Origin of the sequence: Paenibacillus sp. PAMC 26794 (genome assembly GCF_000316035.1) — a bacterium.
GTDB lineage: Bacteria > Bacillota > Bacilli > Paenibacillales > Paenibacillaceae > Paenibacillus.
Genome location: NZ_ANHX01000012.1, coordinates 1 through 19,404 on the forward strand (window position 1 = coordinate 1; position 19,404 = coordinate 19,404).

At 44.5% G+C, this 19,404-nt stretch carries 17 protein-coding genes; 7 read left to right on the forward strand and 10 right to left on the reverse strand.

Features of this window, described 5'->3' with window-relative positions:
- On the reverse strand, positions 1-1,063 hold a 1,063-nt coding region (locus tag D829_RS0108255), incomplete at its 3' end, for an IS110 family transposase (RefSeq protein WP_017688399.1).
- Between the two features lie 299 nt (positions 1,064-1,362).
- On the opposite strand from D829_RS0108255, the gene D829_RS0108260 reads away from it, so the two are divergent.
- A complete protein-coding gene (locus D829_RS0108260) occupies positions 1,363-2,193 on the forward strand; it encodes an AraC family transcriptional regulator (protein ID WP_241230749.1) in 831 nt (276 codons plus the stop codon).
- Between the two features lie 94 nt (positions 2,194-2,287).
- Here D829_RS0108260 and D829_RS0108265 read toward each other — a convergent pair whose 3' ends face one another.
- From D829_RS0108265 to D829_RS0108285, 5 genes are all read right to left on the reverse strand, one after another.
- Positions 2,288-2,659 carry a hypothetical protein gene (locus D829_RS0108265; protein ID WP_017688401.1) on the reverse strand — a complete coding sequence of 124 codons (372 nt, stop codon included), beginning with the start codon at positions 2,657-2,659 and terminating at the stop codon, positions 2,288-2,290.
- 227 nt (positions 2,660-2,886) lie between these two features.
- On the reverse strand, positions 2,887-4,353 hold the full coding sequence (locus D829_RS0108270; RefSeq protein WP_017688402.1) for a family 1 glycosylhydrolase: 1,467 nt from the start codon (positions 4,351-4,353) through the stop codon (positions 2,887-2,889).
- 43 nt (positions 4,354-4,396) lie between these two features.
- Positions 4,397-6,334, reverse strand: a complete 1,938-nt coding sequence (locus D829_RS0108275) for a beta-glucoside-specific PTS transporter subunit IIABC (RefSeq protein WP_017688403.1) — start codon at positions 6,332-6,334, stop codon at positions 4,397-4,399.
- A 158-nt stretch (positions 6,335-6,492) separates the two neighbouring features.
- Positions 6,493-7,341 (reverse strand): PRD domain-containing protein, encoded by an 849-nt coding sequence (locus D829_RS0108280; protein WP_017688404.1) that lies wholly within the window; start codon positions 7,339-7,341, stop codon positions 6,493-6,495.
- Between the two features lie 232 nt (positions 7,342-7,573).
- Complete coding sequence (locus tag D829_RS0108285) at positions 7,574-8,506, reverse strand: ArsR family transcriptional regulator (RefSeq protein WP_017688405.1); 933 nt, start codon at positions 8,504-8,506, stop codon at positions 7,574-7,576.
- Positions 8,507-8,729: 223 nt separating this feature from the next.
- Here D829_RS0108285 and D829_RS0108290 point away from each other — a divergent pair, with 223 nt between their 5' ends.
- Positions 8,730-10,223 carry an alpha-N-arabinofuranosidase gene (locus D829_RS0108290; RefSeq protein ID WP_051153900.1) on the forward strand — a complete coding sequence of 498 codons (1,494 nt, stop codon included), beginning with the start codon at positions 8,730-8,732 and terminating at the stop codon, positions 10,221-10,223.
- 608 nt (positions 10,224-10,831) lie between these two features.
- Here the strand turns inward: D829_RS0108290 and D829_RS0108295 are convergent.
- Together D829_RS0108295 and D829_RS0108300 are read right to left on the reverse strand one after the other, a co-directional pair.
- Positions 10,832-11,413: a hypothetical protein gene (locus D829_RS0108295; RefSeq protein ID WP_017688407.1), complete on the reverse strand. Its 582-nt coding sequence runs from the start codon at positions 11,411-11,413 to the stop codon at positions 10,832-10,834.
- Between the two features lie 116 nt (positions 11,414-11,529).
- Positions 11,530-12,444 carry a DsbA family protein gene (locus tag D829_RS0108300; RefSeq protein WP_017688408.1) on the reverse strand — a complete coding sequence of 305 codons (915 nt, stop codon included), beginning with the start codon at positions 12,442-12,444 and terminating at the stop codon, positions 11,530-11,532.
- Positions 12,445-12,578: 134 nt separating this feature from the next.
- Between D829_RS0108300 and D829_RS0108305 the strand changes: the two genes are divergently transcribed.
- Positions 12,579-12,926 (forward strand): helix-turn-helix domain-containing protein, encoded by a 348-nt coding sequence (locus tag D829_RS0108305; protein WP_017688409.1) that lies wholly within the window; start codon positions 12,579-12,581, stop codon positions 12,924-12,926.
- A 162-nt stretch (positions 12,927-13,088) separates the two neighbouring features.
- On the opposite strand, the gene D829_RS0108310 is transcribed toward D829_RS0108305, so the two are convergent.
- Positions 13,089-13,553: an NUDIX domain-containing protein gene (locus tag D829_RS0108310; RefSeq protein WP_026081075.1), complete on the reverse strand. Its 465-nt coding sequence runs from the start codon at positions 13,551-13,553 to the stop codon at positions 13,089-13,091.
- A 111-nt stretch (positions 13,554-13,664) separates the two neighbouring features.
- Positions 13,665-14,549 carry a LysR family transcriptional regulator gene (locus D829_RS0108315; RefSeq protein WP_017688411.1) on the reverse strand — a complete coding sequence of 295 codons (885 nt, stop codon included), beginning with the start codon at positions 14,547-14,549 and terminating at the stop codon, positions 13,665-13,667.
- A 124-nt stretch (positions 14,550-14,673) separates the two neighbouring features.
- On the opposite strand from D829_RS0108315, the gene D829_RS0108320 reads away from it, so the two are divergent.
- The 4 genes from D829_RS0108320 to D829_RS0108335 all read left to right on the forward strand — a co-directional run bounded on the left by D829_RS0108320 (position 14,674) and on the right by D829_RS0108335 (position 19,364).
- The gene (locus tag D829_RS0108320) at positions 14,674-15,684 is read left to right on the forward strand and encodes an alpha/beta fold hydrolase (RefSeq protein ID WP_017688412.1); all 1,011 of its coding nucleotides are present in this window, start codon (positions 14,674-14,676) and stop codon (positions 15,682-15,684) included.
- Between the two features lie 185 nt (positions 15,685-15,869).
- Entirely contained in the window at positions 15,870-17,474 is a 1,605-nt protein-coding gene (locus D829_RS0108325) for an extracellular solute-binding protein (protein ID WP_017688413.1), read from the forward strand.
- 90 nt (positions 17,475-17,564) lie between these two features.
- Positions 17,565-18,455 (forward strand): ABC transporter permease subunit, encoded by an 891-nt coding sequence (locus D829_RS0108330; RefSeq protein ID WP_017688414.1) that lies wholly within the window; start codon positions 17,565-17,567, stop codon positions 18,453-18,455.
- 18 nt (positions 18,456-18,473) lie between these two features.
- Positions 18,474-19,364, forward strand: a complete 891-nt coding sequence (locus tag D829_RS0108335; protein ID WP_017688415.1) for a carbohydrate ABC transporter permease — start codon at positions 18,474-18,476, stop codon at positions 19,362-19,364.
- Positions 19,365-19,404: the final 40 nt, after the last annotated feature.

The window sequence follows — 19,404 nt, forward strand, 5'->3', positions numbered from 1 at the left end:
CTCTTAGTCGAGATCGTCCACGCTTGGTAATGCCAGTTTTACCCTTACGCTTACCAGAACTATTTTCTTTTAAATTCAAGCCCGCCAACCGGATGATTTGTTGTCCGTGGTCGTAATGACTCAGATCGCCAACCTCAGCCAGAAATCCTGCAACGGTAACCGCGCCAACGCCTGGTATATTCAACATCTGCGTTGTTCCCGGGATCTCACTCAAAATGTCCATGACCTGATTCATGGTCGTTTCCACCTGTTTAGAGAAAAGCTCAACCTGGTCGAGCAAGCTCAGAAGCTCCAGTCTCGCAGCTCGTAACCCTTGGGTAAGCCCGATGGATATCCCGGCTGTCGCAAAGAGCTTTTCCGCTCTCTTGATACCGACTCCACGCTTCACTTCCGTTCTCCAGTGTGCGAGAACGCCTCTGGCGCCTGTAGAGACGATCTCTTCCGGTGTCGGAAACTGGCGCATTGTCATCAAGGAAGTTTTGCCTTCCCAATCTTTAAACACGCTCAAATACTCTGGAAAATAGCGGTCGAACCAGTTATGCACACGGGCCTTGACTTGGTTTAAACTCACCATAACCTTCTCACGGAAATTCATGAGGATGCGTAATTCGGCATATTCCATCGCCGGCAATTTGGGCTCCGAATACTTCCCGTTTCGAATGAGATCTGCAATGACTTTGGCATCCTTATAGTCACTCTTCGTCGGCGAGTTATCCTCAATTTCCTTGCTCTTGTTTACATGATGCGGGTTCACAATGACGATCTCGATATCTCGAGCTTCCAGAAAAGCAGCTAGCGGAAACCAGTAGTGCCCGGTAGGCTCAATTCCGAAAACAATGTCCGTTTTCAGATGAACCTCCTGAAGTTCTTTCATCCATGTTACTAGCTTCGTTAACCCTTCCTGATCGTTGTGGAACACGCAGTCTTTTCCTAATTCAATGCCACGGAAATCTACCGCTCTAGCTACGTGAATCTTTTTGGCAATGTCTGCTCCAATGACTAACGTATCTTCTGTAATTCGCGTAATCCGTTGATTCTGTTTCTGTTTCATCTTATACTTCATGATGTGCGCCTCTTTTCGTATGTGGGTATTGTTCTTGTCGGAACGACGATTCCCAGTATACTAAAGGCGCATTTTTTATTCAAAGTTCAAATTACTTCATTACAGGAATAGCTCCTCGTAACGATATAAGTTCATTATAGGTGAGTGGGCTGAAATCGGAATGTGTGATAGTTTTCAATACATGTCATATCGTACGGTAGTTAACAATAGATAATTCCTTTGATATGATAGTGAAAAATCAGGGATGTCATAAAGTGGAGAGGATTAGGTTGGATTAGATGCATACAGGAACTGTAAATATGAGTATAATCGACGAACTTTCGGAGTATATCACACTTCGCATGAGTTCTTATTTGGAACAAACGCACGACAGTAATTGGACGGAGCACAAGTCTCATTCCGATTATGATCTGTGGTTCATTACAGCAGGCTCCGTGCAGATTACCATCGATGGAATCGAGCATATGGCAGAAGCGGGTGACGTGGTGTTTTTTTATCCGGATATGCCCTATATTGCTTCCACGACCGGAGAGTTGTGCCGATTCGTATACATGCACTTTGATTTCAGCATCGCTGAGCAAAAGCGAATTCTCGGCGAGTTTCAACTCCCGGGCATTGTACCTGGAAACTTGATCCAGGATGAATCAACACTGTTCACCTCGTCTTATCAAAGATTCAAGCAGAGTAGCGGTGCTTCCGCCAGTCCACTTTACTTGAAAGCCTCTCTGCTTCTTGTCATCGCCAAAATTTTGGAATTACATAGGCAAGGGCTGTATCACGGTGAGTTTCTGAAAGACCGAAAACCGAGGAAAATCGAAGGAAGTCTGGAGGTTCTGCAGAACGTGTTCCCATACGTGGACGCGAATCTGCATCGTACCATCCGAGTTAACGAACTTGCGGCTATTGCTGGCGTCTCTGAGAAATATTTTATTTCTTTGTTCAAAAAAATTCTGGGTATTACACCAGGGCAGTACATCAATCAAATCAAAATGAATCGGGCCAGAGACTATCTGTATGAGAAAAAATATACGATTCAACAAATTGCCGGATTTTTGGGCTATCCCGATCCCTTTACGTTTTCCAAAGCATTCAAAAAATTTTACAACGTGCCTCCTTCCAAATTTGAATAGAGTCCTTTAGACAAACAAAGAGGCAACCGGTTGATCCGACTACCTCTTTGTTTTGGTTGTTCAATAATTATTCATGGTTGGGATAAGCGGCCCTTCAGGGTTCCTGATCTTCAAAAGGAGCTTCAGTGGAATACATCTCATGGAAAAATCCCTTGTATGGTATATCCTCTTCCAACAGATGACCCTTTTTCGAGTTGACTACATTGGAGACATTTGCACCATGTTCAAACAGATACCGGACATACTCCAGTTCCGCCATGTAATCTTCACGCTTTCTGTCAGGCAATAAAGATACTCGGAGAATTAGCGATTCATGTCCCTTTTGCTCACAAGTGTAAACGACATTACGCCCACCCTCATGAGGCGGGATAAGATGAATATTGTAACCCTCCAGATGAAACAACTCGGATACCTGCGACAGTACATGTGTATTGCTAATGTTAACAGCCTCGTTAAAGTTAATCATGATCTCCTCCAGTAAACATTGTCGGGACATTTCCCGCATTGCAATGTCCACAAAAGGAATCCCTGTAACGCAAATATCCTTCTGTGGACCTAAAGCACAATCATCTTGTTAGACATTGAATTCACTCCTTTTGTTTGGATGTCACAATTTCACATAATTATTCCTGATTTTACTAGTGTAAAATAAAGAACCGCCCATACGGGCGGCGTGTAAGAATTTTTTTATAATTACAGGGTTTCTCCGTTCGTTTCAATAACTTGTTTGTACCAGTAGAAAGAATCCTTGCGGGTTCTTTCTAGTGAACCGTGTCCTGCATTGTCCTGATCCACGTAAATAAATCCATAACGTTTTCCCATTTCAGAAGTCGAGCAGCTAATGATATCGATCGGTCCCCAGCTAGTAAAGCCCATCAATTCAACGCCGTCAGCGACAGCTTCTTTCATCTGTTCAATGTGGCTGCGCAAGTAATTGATGCGATAAGGGTCATGCACTGCCCCGTCCTCTTCCGGTGTGTCGATAGCACCCAGCCCGTTCTCAACGATGAAAAGCGGCATCCGGTAACGATCATACAATCGGTTCAGCGCGACGCGAAGACCAATTGGATCGATAGGCCATCCCCATTCAGTAGCTTTCAGATGCGGGTTTTTGATCTGACTTACCAGCATGCCGGAGTTGCTGTTGTCATTCGGGTCATATTTTCCGATATACGTCATGTAATAACTGAAAGCAATAAAGTCCACGGTATTGTCCCGGATAATGGCATCGTCCTCAGGAGCTTTAACCAGTTCAATGCCGTTTTCCTCAAAATATCTTTGCATATAGGATGGGTATTCGCCTCGTGCCTGCACCTCTGGGTAGAACAGGTTCATCTGATCTTCCTTCAGCGTCTGCAACACATCTTCTGGTTTACTAGAAGCAGCATACGTTTCCAGACGGCAGATCATACAGCCGATTTGTGCATTCGGCATTTTCTCTTTTCCGCTTTTGACAGCCAGCGCACTAGCTACAAACTGATGATGCGTTGCCTGATAAGCCACTTGCTCCGGGTTTCCCTTGATTTTATCTTCCAGAATGCCGCCGCCAGTATACAGACTTGTCAGCATCATGTTCATTTCATTGAAGGTGATCCAGTATTTCACTTTGTCTTTGTAACGGTCAAACAGCGTATTGGCAAATTTCAGATACAGATCGATCATCTCGCGGCTTTCCCAACCGTTGTATTTTCGGGTTAACTCTACGGGCATCTCGTAGTGAGAGATCGTTACGAGCGGCTCAATGCCATATTTCAAGAGCTCGTCGAGCACGTTATCATAGAAGGCAAGACCAGCTTCATTGGGAACTGCTTCTTCTCCTGTTGGGAAGATCCGTGTCCACGCGATCGAAAGACGAAACACTTTGAAACCCATCTCTGCAAACAAGGCAATGTCTTCTTTGTAGCGATGATAGAAATCCACGCCGTTGCGTTTCGGGAAATATACGTTGGTGTTACCGCTCAGATATTCTTCCAATTGAACAGAATCCACGTCGAAGGTGAAATCCTTGCCATTGCGCTCCTCATGAGGAACGAATGGAGCCATGTCTGAGGTAGAGAGTCCTTTGCCGTCTGCGTCATATGCACCTTCGAGCTGATTGGCAGCGGTAGCTCCGCCCCATAAAAATCCTTCAGGAAATGAGTGTTTAATTGTTTTTGTCATGTTGTTTCTCTCCTTTTTTTGTATGTGGTATTTCATGAAGCAGTCAACGAACGGTGAGGAGAAGCAATTCATTCATTGGAATCACCCCCTTCACCTGAACAGGTACTACATCGAGGTAATCCGGCGTATTGGTTACAATGACTGGTGTCACAAGATCAATACCCGCTCCCTGAATGCCTTCCATATCGAATTCCAAAAGCAGATCACCCTTCTTCACTTCTTGTCCGGCAATAACCTTCACGTCAAAATATTTCCCTTTGAGCGACACACTGTTTAGTCCAACATGAATGAGAATGTCGATTCCACTGGATGAGGTCAGCATAATCGCATGTTTACTTTTGGCAACTAACGTGACTGTTCCGTCAAAAGGAGCTGTAACACGTCCATCCTGCGGACGAATGGCAATACCTTTCCCGGTCATTTCCTCAGCAAACGTTTGATCTGGAAGCTCTGCGAGCGGCACCAATTCACCAGTAAGCGGGCTGAACACCTCCCCTTTCTTATCCTCAATGGAATGTACTGTGACAGGTGTCACCGTTTCTTGAGAAAAGGCAGTGGTTGTATCCTGTTCCTGTTCGGTTAATGTTTGTGCTGAGTCGGACATTGCAGAATTGTGTGCATTTGGCTCATCCCACTTGAGCAGCAAAGTCACCACGAAGGAAACGCTAAAGCTGATGCCAATTCCAATTAATGCATACCAGAAATTAGACATGCCACCATTCGGGCCAATGTATAACGGAAGTGACAGCAATCCTGGTACAGCAAAACCGAAGCATTTCAGACCCACTGCGGTAATAAAGCCGCCCCCTGCTGCTCCACCGATGAGTGAAGCGTAAAATGGTTTTTTCAGCTTCAAGGTGACACCGTACAGTGCAGGTTCAGTAATACCAAGCAAGGCGGAGATGCCACTGGATAAAGCAATGGATCTCATTCTTTTATCTTTGGTCTTGAGGAAAACAGCCGTGACTGCACCAGCCTGGCTCATATTAGTTATCAGGTTGATCGGCAGCAAAAGCACGTCATATCCGAGTTTGCTCAGATTCTGCAATGTGCCCGGGAAGAACGCATAATGCATTCCCGTCATAACAATCAGAGGCATGAGGCCGCCAAGAATAATGCCGGTTAACGGACCAGAATGGGCAAAGAGCCAGGAAGTACCCATTTCCAGATAGATGCCCATGTAATTCCCTAGGGGGCCAATCGCAATTAATAGAATCGGCACCGTGATGACTAGCACAATCATCGAGGTAAAGATGACTTTGACCGGACCGGGAATAAAACGATCCACCCAGCGATGTACATAACTCAGAAGCCACACACCCAGGATAATGGGAATAACGGACTGGGTGTAATTCACAATGGACACGGGCAGCGAGAGAAAACGAATCGGTTCAAGCTGGTTTGCCAGATATGCGTTCAGAATCGTAGGATACAATAAAGTACCTGCAAGCGTCAGGGCGATATATTCATTCACTTTGAACTTTCGGGCTGATGATAGAGCCAGAAGAAAAGGCAAGAAATAAAAGGCCGCATTTGCGATGGAAGACAGAACTTGATACTCACCGCTGTTCTCCTGTATCACTCCAAGTGTAACGAGCAGTGCCAGAATCCCCTTTAACATCCCGGTACCTACGATGGCAGGCAGAATCGGAGTGAAAATGCCGGAGATCGTATCCAAAACAGCATTAATTCCTTTAGAGCGTGGCGCGTCTGTTTCGGGCTTCGATATGCCATTCTGCTTCATCTGATCCTCGATCTGCTCATATACGGCTGCAACCTGGTTGCCAATTACCACTTGAAACTGATCGTTCTGAAACTGTGCACCAAGCACGCCATCGAGTGCTTTGATCTGTGCCAATTGAACTTTGTTTTGTTCTCGAACGTTGAAACGAAGCCGTGTGATGCAATGCCAGGCTTGGGTAATATTCTCTTGCCCTCCTGTTAACTGGATAATTTCTTTGGACAACTCCCGATGATTCATGTTGCTTCCTCCTTTTTTGGCGAAAAAAAAACCAAATGTAATACCGGCCCGCCACAGATGCGGAGTCGGAAACATTTGGTGGTGCCTGATCGAATCAGTAACACTCCATATTCAATTCATATTGATGATGGTATAACTTCAAACAGGTTGTATGGAGATCAATCCGTATCGGTACGGGATGTCACTCTCTCGATGTGGATCATGAGATATACCATCTCATCGGGAGTAATCACGAATCCGCGTTGCTGCTCCATCGCCTCCTTTATTTTGAGTGCGCATTGGAAACTGAAAGGATATCGCTCCGACAATACATCATATAGAAATTGCTGATCTTTAAACGAGAGCACTTCCCGGTTCAATTGACGAACAATGAAGTATCTCAGATGGGTGATGAACCTGGAAAAATCAGCAGATTCCTGATTCAGTGTCATCCTAAAATGTTCCGTCATGATACCTAAAATGTCGTTAATCATCTGTGTAATTTTAATTGTTTGGTTCATACTGCCCGAGTCGAATTGTGAGTTCACGAAGTGAAGGGCAATAGAGCTTGATTCACCAGATGGCAATGCGACTAGAAAAGCATCATTGATTTTTTGAACTGCCCATTCTCCGGCACGGTATTCGGCAGGATATAGATGGCGAATGTCCCAATGAAGCGGATTTTGCACATCCACGCCTTTTTTGAAACGATCCAGCGCAAAATGAATATGGTCCGCAAGTGTTAACAGGATCGAGTCATTCAGCTTTTTTCCGATCATCGTCTTGCCTTCTTCAATAATCTGATCCGTAATGTCGATGACTTGCAGAGGGATATCACTGAGAAATTGCTCAACTCGCTGATATTTATCATTCGAGCCAATTCGGAACATTTTCTGGATCTGGCTCTGCTCAATCGGCTGTCCTTTTACTTTTTTGAAGCCAACACCCGTTCCGATGACAATGACTTCGCAGCCTTCGGCGTCTTCCGCCAGTGCGATGTTGTTATTTAACGATTTTTTAAACCTCATGATGCAATCACCCCCAGTATGCAAAAAGCACCACCAATGTCCAATACACAAGTAATAAACAAACTTGTGAAATCCAGACTTTGGTGGTGCCTGATCGAATCAGTGACACTCCTTATATAGCTGTATCTTATATCAGCTATGTAATCGTTGTCAATACCATTACTCTGGAATTGTTCTGCATGTGGTTCATCGTGGAACTTTCCCTCTATAAACTGACATCAAAACGAAAATCCTATTCGTCTGGAGTTTTATTTTCCTGAGCATCATAATAGTATCGAATCAGAATATCCTGATCATAGTTGCCAAAACCTTTGCCAAACAGGGTAAGCCCGCCTCGTCCAGCTACGCCCTCTTCCGGCTTCAATCCAAAGGTCCAATAGGTGGATGCATCCAGATTCAGGTCTTGAACGCGCACGTCCGAGATGCGCTGACCATCAATAAACGTGCCCTCCCCGTTAATACGCAGCATTTTCAATACACCATACTGGTTGACATCCAGCTTCCACCATAGTGGCGTATGTTTACCTTTCCGATCCCCGAAATCACCAGGGCTTGTCCAAGTACCGAGGTCATTGCCGTTAAGGGTAAAGCGAATATCTGACGGCCAGTTTTCGTTCACCTTTGGTGCTTCCGAGCTTAATTCAAGGGAAATTTCAATCTCTCGAAGATGCTGATCATTATACAGATAATTGGGAATCTTATATTCAAGAAAACCTCGTGCCATCCAAAGGATTCCCGCGTTCACCCGATCCGGGTCCATAAAGCAGGCCGGTGTGTCGTACTGTCCAATCATCTGCGTAGTTGTCGCAATCCCGCAGGTCGGCCACGCTTCATAATCTGTATACTGACCTACCGGTATGGATATTTCATGGTAAGGAGCATCAACAGGCTCTGGTGACAGGTTAATAGTCATGAACTCTCGTACGATAAAACAGTATTTATAGGTTCCACCGTTCTCCCGTTTCATTCGGCTACCGACAATTCCGGCTTTTTGCAGCTTACTTACATGTGTACTTACAATAGCTTTGCTCAGAAAAAGCTCTTGGGCAAGCGCATTGATATGCATTTCCCTGTTTTGTAGCAGCAGGCGCACAATGTTTAAACGGGCTTCACTTGCCAGTGCCTCGTAAATTAGCAATGAAGCTGCATCTGTCCCAAGCATCATGATGTCCACTTCCTTTTTGAGTAAAATCGATCTATTCCCATTTCAGGATTCGTTATTTTACGAACTCATCAAAATGAACTTGCTCAATATATAAGCATTATGATACATATTAGATAACAAATCAATGAGTTGATTTTGCTTTTATGCGAACTCATCGCAAAATGAAGTTTCTTACACACCTAAAATTAATTCTATGGAGGTTTTCCCATTGCTTACATCCAAAATGCTTATTGATAAAGACTTTCAGATTGCTGAAGTTGATCCGCGTGTCTATGGTTCATTTATAGAACATCTGGGACGAGCCGTATACGGCGGTATTTATGATCCAGGTCATCCCACGGCAGATGCTCAAGGTTTCCGTCAGGACGCCATTGAAGCGATCAAAGCTTTGAATGTGCCCATCGTTCGTTATCCGGGCGGCAATTTCGTATCCGGTTACAATTGGGAGGACGGCGTTGGTCCGGTAGCGGAGCGTAAACGCAGACTTGAACTCGCTTGGTGGACGATTGAAACGAATGCGGTAGGAACAAATGAATTTGCAGATTGGGCCAAACTGGTTGGTACCGAAGTGATGATGGCTGTAAATCTGGGTACTCGCGGCATTGATGCGGCCAGAAACCTGGTCGAATACTGCAACCACCCATCTGGCACATACTGGAGTGATCTGCGTATCTCTCACGGTTACAAAGACCCGCATAAATTCAAAACCTGGTGTCTAGGCAATGAAATGGACGGCCCTTGGCAGATTGGTGCAATGACTGCATATGAATATGGACGTATTGCCAATGAGACCGCTAAAGCGATGAAATGGGTAGACCCGGAAATTGAGCTTGTGGCTTGCGGTAGTTCCAGCCGTGACATGAGTACATTTGCAGATTGGGAAGCAACCGTGCTTGATCTCACCTATGAAAATGTGGACTACTTGTCCCTGCATCAGTATTACAACAATAACAAAGACAACACGTATGACTTCCTGGCGACATCGCTGGATCTGGATCAATTTATTGATAGTGTTGCTTCAATCTGTGATTTTGTACAAGCCAAGAAACGCAGCAAAAAGAAATTAATGCTGTCTCTGGATGAATGGAATGTCTGGAAATCCATCGGCACAAGCCGTATGGAAGAACGGTGGCAGATTGCGCCTCCAGAGTTTGAAGATGTGTACACACATGAAGATGCACTGGCTGTGGGCTGTTATCTGATTACCATACTCAAGCATGCCGACCGTGTAAAAATGGCTTGCCTTGCTCAGTTGATTAACACCATTGCACCAATCATGACCGAGAATAACGGAGCGATCTGGTTCCAGACGACCTATTTCCCGTTCATGCATGCATCCAACTTCGGTCGTGGTACGGTGTTGCGATCCATCACCTCTTCACCTAAATATGATTCCAAAGACTTTACAGATGTGCCTTATCTCGAAGCGATCAGTGTGCATGATGAAGAAAACGGCACGATCACAATCTTTGCGGTGAACAGACATCTGGATGAGAAGTTGGAACTGAATGTGGATCTGCGTTCCTTCGGAGAAACCACATTTGTGGAGCATATCGTATTGGAGAACAACGACTTGAAAGCCACCAATACCAAAGAAAACCCACGTAATGTTGTTCCTCACAACGGCGGATATACAACGGTTGACCAGGGTAAAGTGCAAGCAGTCTTGAACAAAGCATCATGGAACGTGATTCGCCTCAAAACCAAACAGGCATAAAGGCTTAATAACAGAGGAATAGAATTTTCTCCTACTCTGTAACATCAGCATTGTTTTTCGCACCGCGTGCAGCTCCCTGCGCGCGGTGTTTTTTGCTGTATGATGGCAAACGTCCGAACTACATGGTTCCAATGTTAGACGTTTAGCGCGTATTGGAAAACTCAGTTTTTATTCCTCGAAACGAATGAATTTAACGAACACAGGGAGTCTTATTTAACCCGTTTCGGTCGGATTTTAATTCTAACGAACACAGGAGAAGTTATACTGCCGAATCAGCCCCTTTTTCACACTATATCTTACATTTTGCAGCGAATAGGGTTTGTCATGTTCGTTAGAATTTTGATGGCTTGATATTGACCCGAATAAGGTTTCTGAGGTTCGTTAGCACTGAGCAAGCATGCGAAATCGAGCTGGTTCGAACCTCATATACAGCATAAGCAAATAAGCCACCCTCCGTTTGGCATACGGAGAGCAGCTTGCGGTTAAGCATCTAGCGGAGAAGATAAGGAACAGATCAGAAAGAGATCAGATCACCCAACATACTAGCGATACTTCCTTCCCAAATGCAACGAAGGTTGTGTTCTATTTCACGATTTTCATTTCAAGTATTATCCTTGTTGTGCTTCCTCTTCACCATCGGTTTCAGCCTGAGCTGTTTGGCTTGCTGGAGTCATCAGCCCTTGAACTGCCCCCATAAATGGCTGAATCTGCTTAATCATGCCATACCCCATTTTGACCACAGGTGTAAACCGCTGGATCATGCCAAACAACCGCATACCACCGCCTAACATACCTCCAATCGAGCCTGCACCGCCAAGTCCGCCAAAGCCACCTAACATTGAGCCTAGCATAGGCATGAAAGATGATACCTGAGCTTGCGGAGACGTTGAACGAGACATCGACCGGGATCGCACCTGCGACTTACGTGTACTGTTCACCCGTTTACGGTTTCGAGAGGAGGCTGTTTTTCTCGTAGCCCCTGCTTTAGGTTTTGTTTTGCGAGCACTGCCTTCAGATGAGGGTGCTGTGATTGCGGCCTGAGTAAGCTTTCCACCCCCGGTAATCACTACGCCTGTGAGGTTGACACCAGAGATGTACCCGACGTACGTTTCGCCATTATGAAGAGTCACACAGACTGGACGATCCTTGAGCCGTTTTGCCTTGACGTGTATTTCATTGGTCTTAGCCATGGAATTCACCTCACTTGACTTGATCTACTTCAGTCTACGCAATGGGTGGACGACTTGCCTGTGCGAATAACACATCCGTGTGCCGAAAGCAGGAAGATTCTGACATGGCTCCTGCCTCAGATATGCTCAATATACATCTCATTCAAAATATGACCCATACGATATGTGTGCTCTGCCAATTCAGATTCCACATATGATTCAATATCACTCTTTTCGATATTGTACAAGACCTCCATTTCTTTAGAAAAAAGAAGGTGTCCCTCATTGATTTTCTGTTCCAACGAGGTTATCTGTTTGGGTTTCAGATCACCACCGAGCACCTGCTGAAGTGCTTGCACATATGTTTCAAGAGAACGGGCTCCGACAATTTTTATACCCTGGTTCTCTTCATTCACAATGATAATTGACGGGAAACCTCTAACTCCCAAACTAGCGACATTCTCAAAGTCTTCCTCTAATAACTCTTGTGCAGATTGCTGTGCAGCCGCCTCAACCACTTCTTTTCCATTCAAGCCCAGTTGATCGACGATATCCGTCAGCACATCATCTTCTCCAATATTTCGATTAAATGCAAACACGGCTTCACGCGCACGTCTTAAAAAGTCCTGCTCTTTACCAGGGTGTGTACTCTGAATGACCTTAAATACGCGAGATGGGGGATAAGAAGAAAGTATTGGATTATCATGCCATAAGGAACCGTCGATGGGCATGCGTGAATGCTCACCCACTTCCTTCCAATGCTCTGCAACGTCCGAAGGTTTCTGAATCCCGTTAGCGCCATCCGAGAAACCATTCCAGTTAGCCAGTAGCCCACCCATTTTGATTTGCAGCGTAAAATAATGGCCGTATTCCTCAATAAACCGATGAAGCACAGGCTCAAGCGCCCAGCAGTGAGAGCAGATCGGATCTGTTGCGTAATAAAGAGTTATCCTTTTCTCAACGTGATCCAGATTGATTTCTTGCATCGCCTCTTCCTCATTCACACCACATACGCCTGTTTCCAGATCACACATCATAGATTCGTTACTCACGTTTATCCCGCCTTTACATTGTCTTATGAATTGATTTTCTTGTGTTAGTTTGATTATAATGTCTACAATCTTCTGAACAAGTACGATTCTTTTTCTGACTTAGTATCAAAAAGTATACTATTGGAGGGTATCAAGTGAAATACGAGTTTAATTTCGATCAGTTATGTCCAGCGACTTATGCATTTCAGGTCATTGGAGGCAAGTGGAATCTTCCGATCCTGGCAATCCTCAGTGAAAATGACTGTATACGTTACAATGAATTAAAAAGAAGACTGCCTGGCATTACCGGAACGATGTTAACGAACTGTTTGAAGGATTTGATTCATTCCGGCATCGTGCATCGGGAGCAATATAACGAAGTGCCACCGAGAGTGGAGTATTCGCTCACAGAATCGGGCAAGGAATTGGTTCCCTTAATTGAATCCATGGTAATGTGGGGTCAGAAAAATATGACAGCAGGTGTGAAGCAACAAGAAATATAACACCAGGCCTTATGTAACCCCTTAGTCTAGATGTTCATTTTCTAATCGCTCTGTACACTTTGTTCAACGGCAAAAAGGCTATTTCACTGGACCATCATGTCCTTTGAAATAGCCTTTCCTTTATAAATACAAGACGGCCGCTTGTTTACGACGTGTGCACATCTAACTATTCAGGTCGTCATCTTCCTCATTTCCTAAATACATAACCGTCTTTTCTCCCTCAACCAATCTAATGATCTGCTTTCGTAATTTTGAAGGAAATAAAGGTAGTTCGTTTATATTTTTAATTTCGAGCCACTCATATTCCACTTGGTTTTCGTCACTTGACAGAATAGAACTATCTTGGTCCATCAAACCTATGTACTCGCATAAAAAAACAAAATCTACACGATGAAGAGCTTCACCGTATACCCCTTCAATGACAAATTCCAGTGATAACGGTTCTACATCTATTCCGATTTCTTCCGCAACTTCACGCTTCACAGCATCCGTCAGGGTTTCACCTGCATTCTGGCTCCCACCAGGCAGGATGTAGATGACTTCATCATTATCATCCTGCTTCATTGCAAGCATTCTCCCGTCTTTAATGATCAATGCTTTTGCAGAATTTCTAATCTTTCTCTCCATTGCTAATCCCCCATATATATCTGTATCATGTTGTTGAAGGTTGATTCCATTGAACATCACGATCTCCATGAAGAATATTTTAACACATACATCTAAACAAATTCTGAACAATCAAATCAACTCACTCTTGGCGACCTCCATGAAAGCAGCCATAGACGGAGAGATCCATTTTTCCCGATGCCAGAGCATTTGCGCAGAAAAGGATACATCTGATAAATCCCACGGCAGAGCAACCACTTCCCCATCGCTCAACTCTTTCTTCAAAGCCATTTCAGGTAATAAAGCGATTCCTAGACCAGCCGCAACACATTGTTTAATGGCTTCTACACTATGAAACTCCAGCTCTGTCAGAGCATCTGCACCTTTCTTCGTTATGGATTGGTCAAAATAAGTGCGATACGAACAGTTCTTTTCGGTCAGCAAAAAATGCTGTTTGTGGAAGTCATCGATAACTAACGCGGAACGCGATGCTAACATATGATCGGGAGAAACCACCATTTGAAAGGTCTCATCCTTTAAAAACTCTGACTGAAGGTCTTTGGAATTAATAGGCTCATCCAATACAAAAACGACATCGGCATGCCCTTCTCTCAGACTCGATTTAAGCTCTTGCCCAGACAAGGGGCGGAACAATAACCGCACACCAGGATAGTCCGCTCGGAAGCGTTTGAACAAGGATGGAAGAAGATATGCACACAGCACTTCGTCTGCTCCGATCACAACCGTTCCCGCCAATTCTCCGTGCTGACTGGATATGCACTTTGCTTCCTCTACATCGTTTAATATCTTAGTGGCGTAAGGCAGAAACTGTTGGCCAGCATCCGTTAACACGACCTTTTTGCCTAATCGATCCAGCAATTTCACCCCAAGTTCTTCTTCCAGCGATTTGATTTGCATGGTTATGGTAGAGGGTACATAGCTCAATAATTCAGCAGTTTGACTAAAGCTGCAGGTCGATGCAAGTGTCCAAAAGGTTTTTAGCTGGCGTATTTCCATGAGTCAGGCACCTCCTAAGTTCAAAATAAATGAATGATATGTTCGATAACGTTTCGTTGAATTGATAATAGACGTATTGTAGAGTGAAATCAAGTTATTACTATTTTATAAGGAGAATCAATCTATGAACGATTATGAAACATATAACCTTGGAGATACATTACTTCAATCGGGACAACAGCTCCCTCAAGCCTTTATCGCTTACAAGACCTATGGAAACTTAAATGCGGCAAAGGACAATGTTATTGTTGTCCCAACATGGTTTGCTGGAATTCACACAGATAATGAATGGTTAATTGGAACGGACAAAGCACTGGACCCCAGTCGTTATTTTATCGTTGTGCCCAATATGTTGGGTAACGGATTATCTTCCTCTCCAAGCAATACCCCTGCTCCATATGATAAGGAGAACTTCCCTCCCATCTCCATGTATGACAATGTGCGTGCCCAACATCAACTGATCACTCAAAAATTCGGTATCTCCAAAATCAAACTTGTTGTGGGCTGGTCTCTGGGAGCCATGCAGGTTTATCAATGGGGAACCAGTTATCCTGAGATGGTCGAGCGTATTGCCCCCTTTGGCGGAACGGCAAAGAGCAGACCCCATACACAGTTGGTATTCGAAGCAATGATCGCGGCGTTACAGGCAGATTCGAATTATAAAAATGGTAGATATGAACACCCTCCGGTTGCCGGTCTCGCAGCGATGGGAAGAGCTTATGCTCCATGGGGGTTCTCGCAGGCGTACTATTTGGAGAAATTGTACCAATCTGAGGGTTACGACTCCTTGAAATCTTATGTAGAAGATTACTGGGATCAAGTATTTCTTCCCTTCGATGCTAACGACTTGATTACCATGTTACGTACAGGAATCTATGGAGACATAAGCGATAATCCCATAGATGGCGGCAACTTCGAACAGGCGTTAAGCAAGATCACTGCTCCTGCACTCGTTATGCCAGGATCAAGTGACTTGTTTTTCACGCCAGAAGACAGTTCGTATGATGCTCAGCATATGCCAAACGCGGTGTATCAACCTATAGAGTCCAAGTGGGGACACTGCTTTGGAATCGGAGCAAACGAAGAGGATTCACTCGTTATCGATCGTTATCTAAAGCAATTTTTGGAGTCATGAGTAAAAAAAGAAGGAGCACAAAGTAAAAAAAGTGCACAAAGCTCATTTTTCTTTTCTCCGCTACAACTCGAAAGTAAAAAAGATACCAGTTCTCGTCAATAACCTTTATATCCCGTTCCCCCTTTCTCGTTTAGAATATTTTCAAGTAAGCGTTATTGAAATATGACTGATAAGGGGGAAAAGAAATGAACAAGAAAACGAAAGCTTTAGTCTTGTCTGTGTGCATGTCAACCTTATTACTCGCAGCCTGTAGCAATGGAAGCGGTGCTGATAAAGGTTCAACGACGGACAAGGATTCCAACGAGCCTGGAACGACCACCATTCACACCGTAACATCAGAATACACTTCTGCAAAATATCCAAAGGGCGACGATATCACCAACAATGTGTGGATTAAGCGATACAAAGAGAAGTTTAATATCAACGTCAAAACAGACTGGGTTAGCGATGAGTACGATACAAAACTCAATTTGGCTATCGCATCGAACGATCTTCCTGACGTATTCAGAGTTAATCCATCACAACTGAGACAGTTAGTCGAAGCAGATATGGTCATGGACCTTACCGAGGTATTTGATCAACATGCTTCAGATCGTCTCAAAGGTTACATGGAAGCGGATGCGGACAGTTACGAGTCTGGAAAAAAGGACGGTAAGCTGTACGGGATACCGCAGATGCACTGGGGATTAATTGATCAACCCGACTTCATCTGGATCCGGAACGACTGGAAAGAAGAATTGGGACTCCAAGATCCGAAATCGGTGGAAGACATCAAGAATATCGCATTGAAATTCATGGAAAAGCACGGCGGTTATGGTATAGCGGTAGACCAATCATTGGATTACCTCAACCTGCTCGCTATTGCATGGAATGCACACCCGGATATGTGGATGGAAGATAACAGTGGACAACTCGTGTACGGCTCCGTGCAGCCTGAGATGAAAAATGCGCTGGCGGAGTGGTCAGAATGGTACAAGCGAGGCATCATTGATCCGGAATTTGCAATCAAAGACTTTAATGCGATGAACGCGGACATTGTAGCTGGTAAAGTGGGAATGCAGCCTTATTACCAATGGTGGGGTTATAATCCGGGTGTCGACACAGTATCCAATCTGGGTAAGGACGCTATCTTCTATCCATATATCATCCCAACCGTTGATGGGAAAGAAGCCACACAATCCATCTTTTTCGCCAACAACAATTATATCGTCATGAAAAAGGGATTCAAGAGCCCTGAAGAAGTGATCCAGATTTTGAACGACTATGCGTATATCGTGGATGAAGGCAATGGTAAGGAATCGACAGAAACGTTATCCGCCTTGCTGGACAACGATATTGGCCATGTTGTTGGAGCATTCCGTGTACTTAACCCTAATTCTGATTACGAGCAATTTGAGGCCGTATCCGCTGCCCTTCAATCCAAGGACACCAGTGGACTTACGACTTCGGGTATGTGGCAAAAATATAACAACAGTGTTGAGTTCATGGAGAATGCAACCCCAGGAGCAGTCGGTGATTATTTGCAACAAGGGGCTCCAAAGAATGCGTATGGTCTTGCCAAGAAAGTACTGGACAGCGAGAACTACACAAAGACGGCCTTATGGGGTGTTACGCCAGAAATACTTTCAAGTTACGGCACAACCTTGGATGATATCCTGACCGAAGGCTTCACCAAGATCATTATGGGTAGCGAAAGTATCGATTATTTCGATGTTATTGTCCAGAATTGGCGTGCAGCCGGGGGTGATAACGCAACCCAGGCAGTCAATGAAGCCTACGGGAAGAAATAATTTCGTTTGTCACAAAGAGGGGATGAGGGTGCTCTCTCCCCTTTATTTGATAGCGATTACATTTGGCGTACAAGGAACGGAGGAATATGTATGTTGAGAAAATGGAAGCAGCAGCGTGCTTACCATCTCATGTTGATCCCAAGCCTGGTCTTGGTCTTCATCTTTAGTTACATCCCTTTCTACGGACTTATTATTGCGTTTCAGAAGTACAATCCGGGCCTCGGTTTCAACTCGCCATGGGTAGGATGGGATAATTTTAACCACATATTTAATCAACCGAACTTCGTAAGAACGATCTGGAATACATTGTACATGTCTGTCTTCAAGATGATCGGTGGTATAATCGTGCCCGTTATTTTCGCATTATTGCTCAACGAGGTACTTCACAGTGGAATTAAACGTACATTTCAAACCCTTGTCTACATTCCGAACTTCCTCTCTTGGGTCATTATGGCCGGCATCATGCTGGATATCCTTAGCTCCGACGGCATCATCAATACATTTCTAAGTGTATTTGGTATTGCACCGATCTCCTTTCTTGGCACACCCTCCATTTTTCCTTGGACGATGATTGTGAGTGACATATGGAAAGGATTCGGGTTTGGCACGGTTGTTTATTTGGCAGCCCTGACCAGTATTGATCCGGGACTTTACGAAGCCGCGGTGATCGACGGAGCGAAACGGTGGAAGCAGACCATCTACATTACGTTGCCTCTCCTCATGCCAACCATTGTTTTAATGACCGTACTTTCACTTGGAAACGTACTCAATGCTGGCTTTGACCAAATCTATAATCTCTACTCCCCTGTTGTCTATCAGACGGGTGATATTATTGATACCTATGTCTACCGTTTAGGAATTCAACAAGCACAGTATTCAATTGGTACCGCTGTAGGGTTATTCAAATCGATCATTTCCAGTGTTCTCGTTGCTGTATCATACATCCTGGCTTACAGAGTGGCTGGTTATCGTATCTTCTAAGAAGGAGGAACTCACATTATGATCTATGATAAAAGTATGAGCAGACGTGTGTTTCTTATCTTAAACTACACCATACTGCTTCTAATCTCTCTCCTATGTATCCTGCCGTTTATCAACCTGCTGGCTGTTTCATTCAGCAGCAGCGCAGCTGTATCTGCGGGGAGTGTTACGTTCTGGCCTGTGGAATTTACGACAAAAGCCTATGAATTTGCATTAACTGGAGGATCATTTTTCTCCTCTCTCTGGGTAGCCATTCAACGAACCGTTATCGGAACGGTGGTGAACCTGGTTCTGATCGTACTCACGGCTTATCCCCTCTCCAAATCAAAACAAAAATTAATGGGGCGCAATATTTATATGGGATTTTTCATCGTAACCATGTTATTCAGCGGAGGACTAATTCCAACCTATCTCGTGGTCGTCAAAATGGGACTGATCGATTCTATCTGGTCTCTGATCCTGCCTGGGGCCCTCCCCGTATTCAGTATGATTATCCTTATGAATTTCATTAGAGGTTTGCCCGAGGAGATTGAAGAATCAGCAATTATCGATGGTGCTGGGCCAGTACAGGTATTGCTTCGTATTCTACTCCCACTTCTCAAGCCCGCCCTCGCTACGGTTGGTTTGTTCAGTATCGTTGCCCACTGGAATTCGTGGTTCGATGGCATTATCTATATGAACAATCCAGCTAATTATCCATTACAAAGTTACCTCCAGACCCTCCTGCAAAGTTTTGAGCAAATCATGCTGAAATCTGGGTCAGATTATACGCAGCTGTTGTCCATGATGAACGCCAGAACGGGGCGCGCCGCTCAGATGTTCCTGGGTGCCATTCCGATTTTGCTTGTGTATCCATTCTTGCAGAAATATTTCACCAAAGGTTTGGTGCTAGGTAGCGTCAAAGGGTGAACAAAAGGGCTTGCAGTTCATACTGCGAGCCCTTTGTTTA

Excerpts from the sequence above, each read along its gene's own strand:
- D829_RS0108260 (WP_241230749.1), top strand. The coding sequence starts at position 1,363 with ATGAGTATAATCGACGAACTTTCGGAGTATATCACACTTCGCATGAGT.
- D829_RS0108265 (WP_017688401.1), bottom strand. The coding sequence starts at position 2,659 with ATGATTAACTTTAACGAGGCTGTTAACATTAGCAATACACATGTACTG.
- D829_RS0108270 (WP_017688402.1), bottom strand. The coding sequence starts at position 4,353 with ATGACAAAAACAATTAAACACTCATTTCCTGAAGGATTTTTATGGGGC.
- D829_RS0108275 (WP_017688403.1), bottom strand. The coding sequence starts at position 6,334 with ATGAATCATCGGGAGTTGTCCAAAGAAATTATCCAGTTAACAGGAGGG.
- D829_RS0108280 (WP_017688404.1), bottom strand. The coding sequence starts at position 7,341 with ATGAGGTTTAAAAAATCGTTAAATAACAACATCGCACTGGCGGAAGAC.
- D829_RS0108285 (WP_017688405.1), bottom strand. The coding sequence starts at position 8,506 with ATGATGCTTGGGACAGATGCAGCTTCATTGCTAATTTACGAGGCACTG.
- D829_RS0108290 (WP_051153900.1), top strand. The coding sequence starts at position 8,730 with ATGCTTATTGATAAAGACTTTCAGATTGCTGAAGTTGATCCGCGTGTC.
- D829_RS0108295 (WP_017688407.1), bottom strand. The coding sequence starts at position 11,413 with ATGGCTAAGACCAATGAAATACACGTCAAGGCAAAACGGCTCAAGGAT.
- D829_RS0108310 (WP_026081075.1), bottom strand. The coding sequence starts at position 13,553 with ATGGAGAGAAAGATTAGAAATTCTGCAAAAGCATTGATCATTAAAGAC.
- D829_RS0108315 (WP_017688411.1), bottom strand. The coding sequence starts at position 14,549 with ATGGAAATACGCCAGCTAAAAACCTTTTGGACACTTGCATCGACCTGC.
- D829_RS0108320 (WP_017688412.1), top strand. The coding sequence starts at position 14,674 with ATGAACGATTATGAAACATATAACCTTGGAGATACATTACTTCAATCG.
- D829_RS0108325 (WP_017688413.1), top strand. The coding sequence starts at position 15,870 with ATGAACAAGAAAACGAAAGCTTTAGTCTTGTCTGTGTGCATGTCAACC.
- D829_RS0108330 (WP_017688414.1), top strand. The coding sequence starts at position 17,565 with ATGTTGAGAAAATGGAAGCAGCAGCGTGCTTACCATCTCATGTTGATC.
- D829_RS0108335 (WP_017688415.1), top strand. The coding sequence starts at position 18,474 with ATGATCTATGATAAAAGTATGAGCAGACGTGTGTTTCTTATCTTAAAC.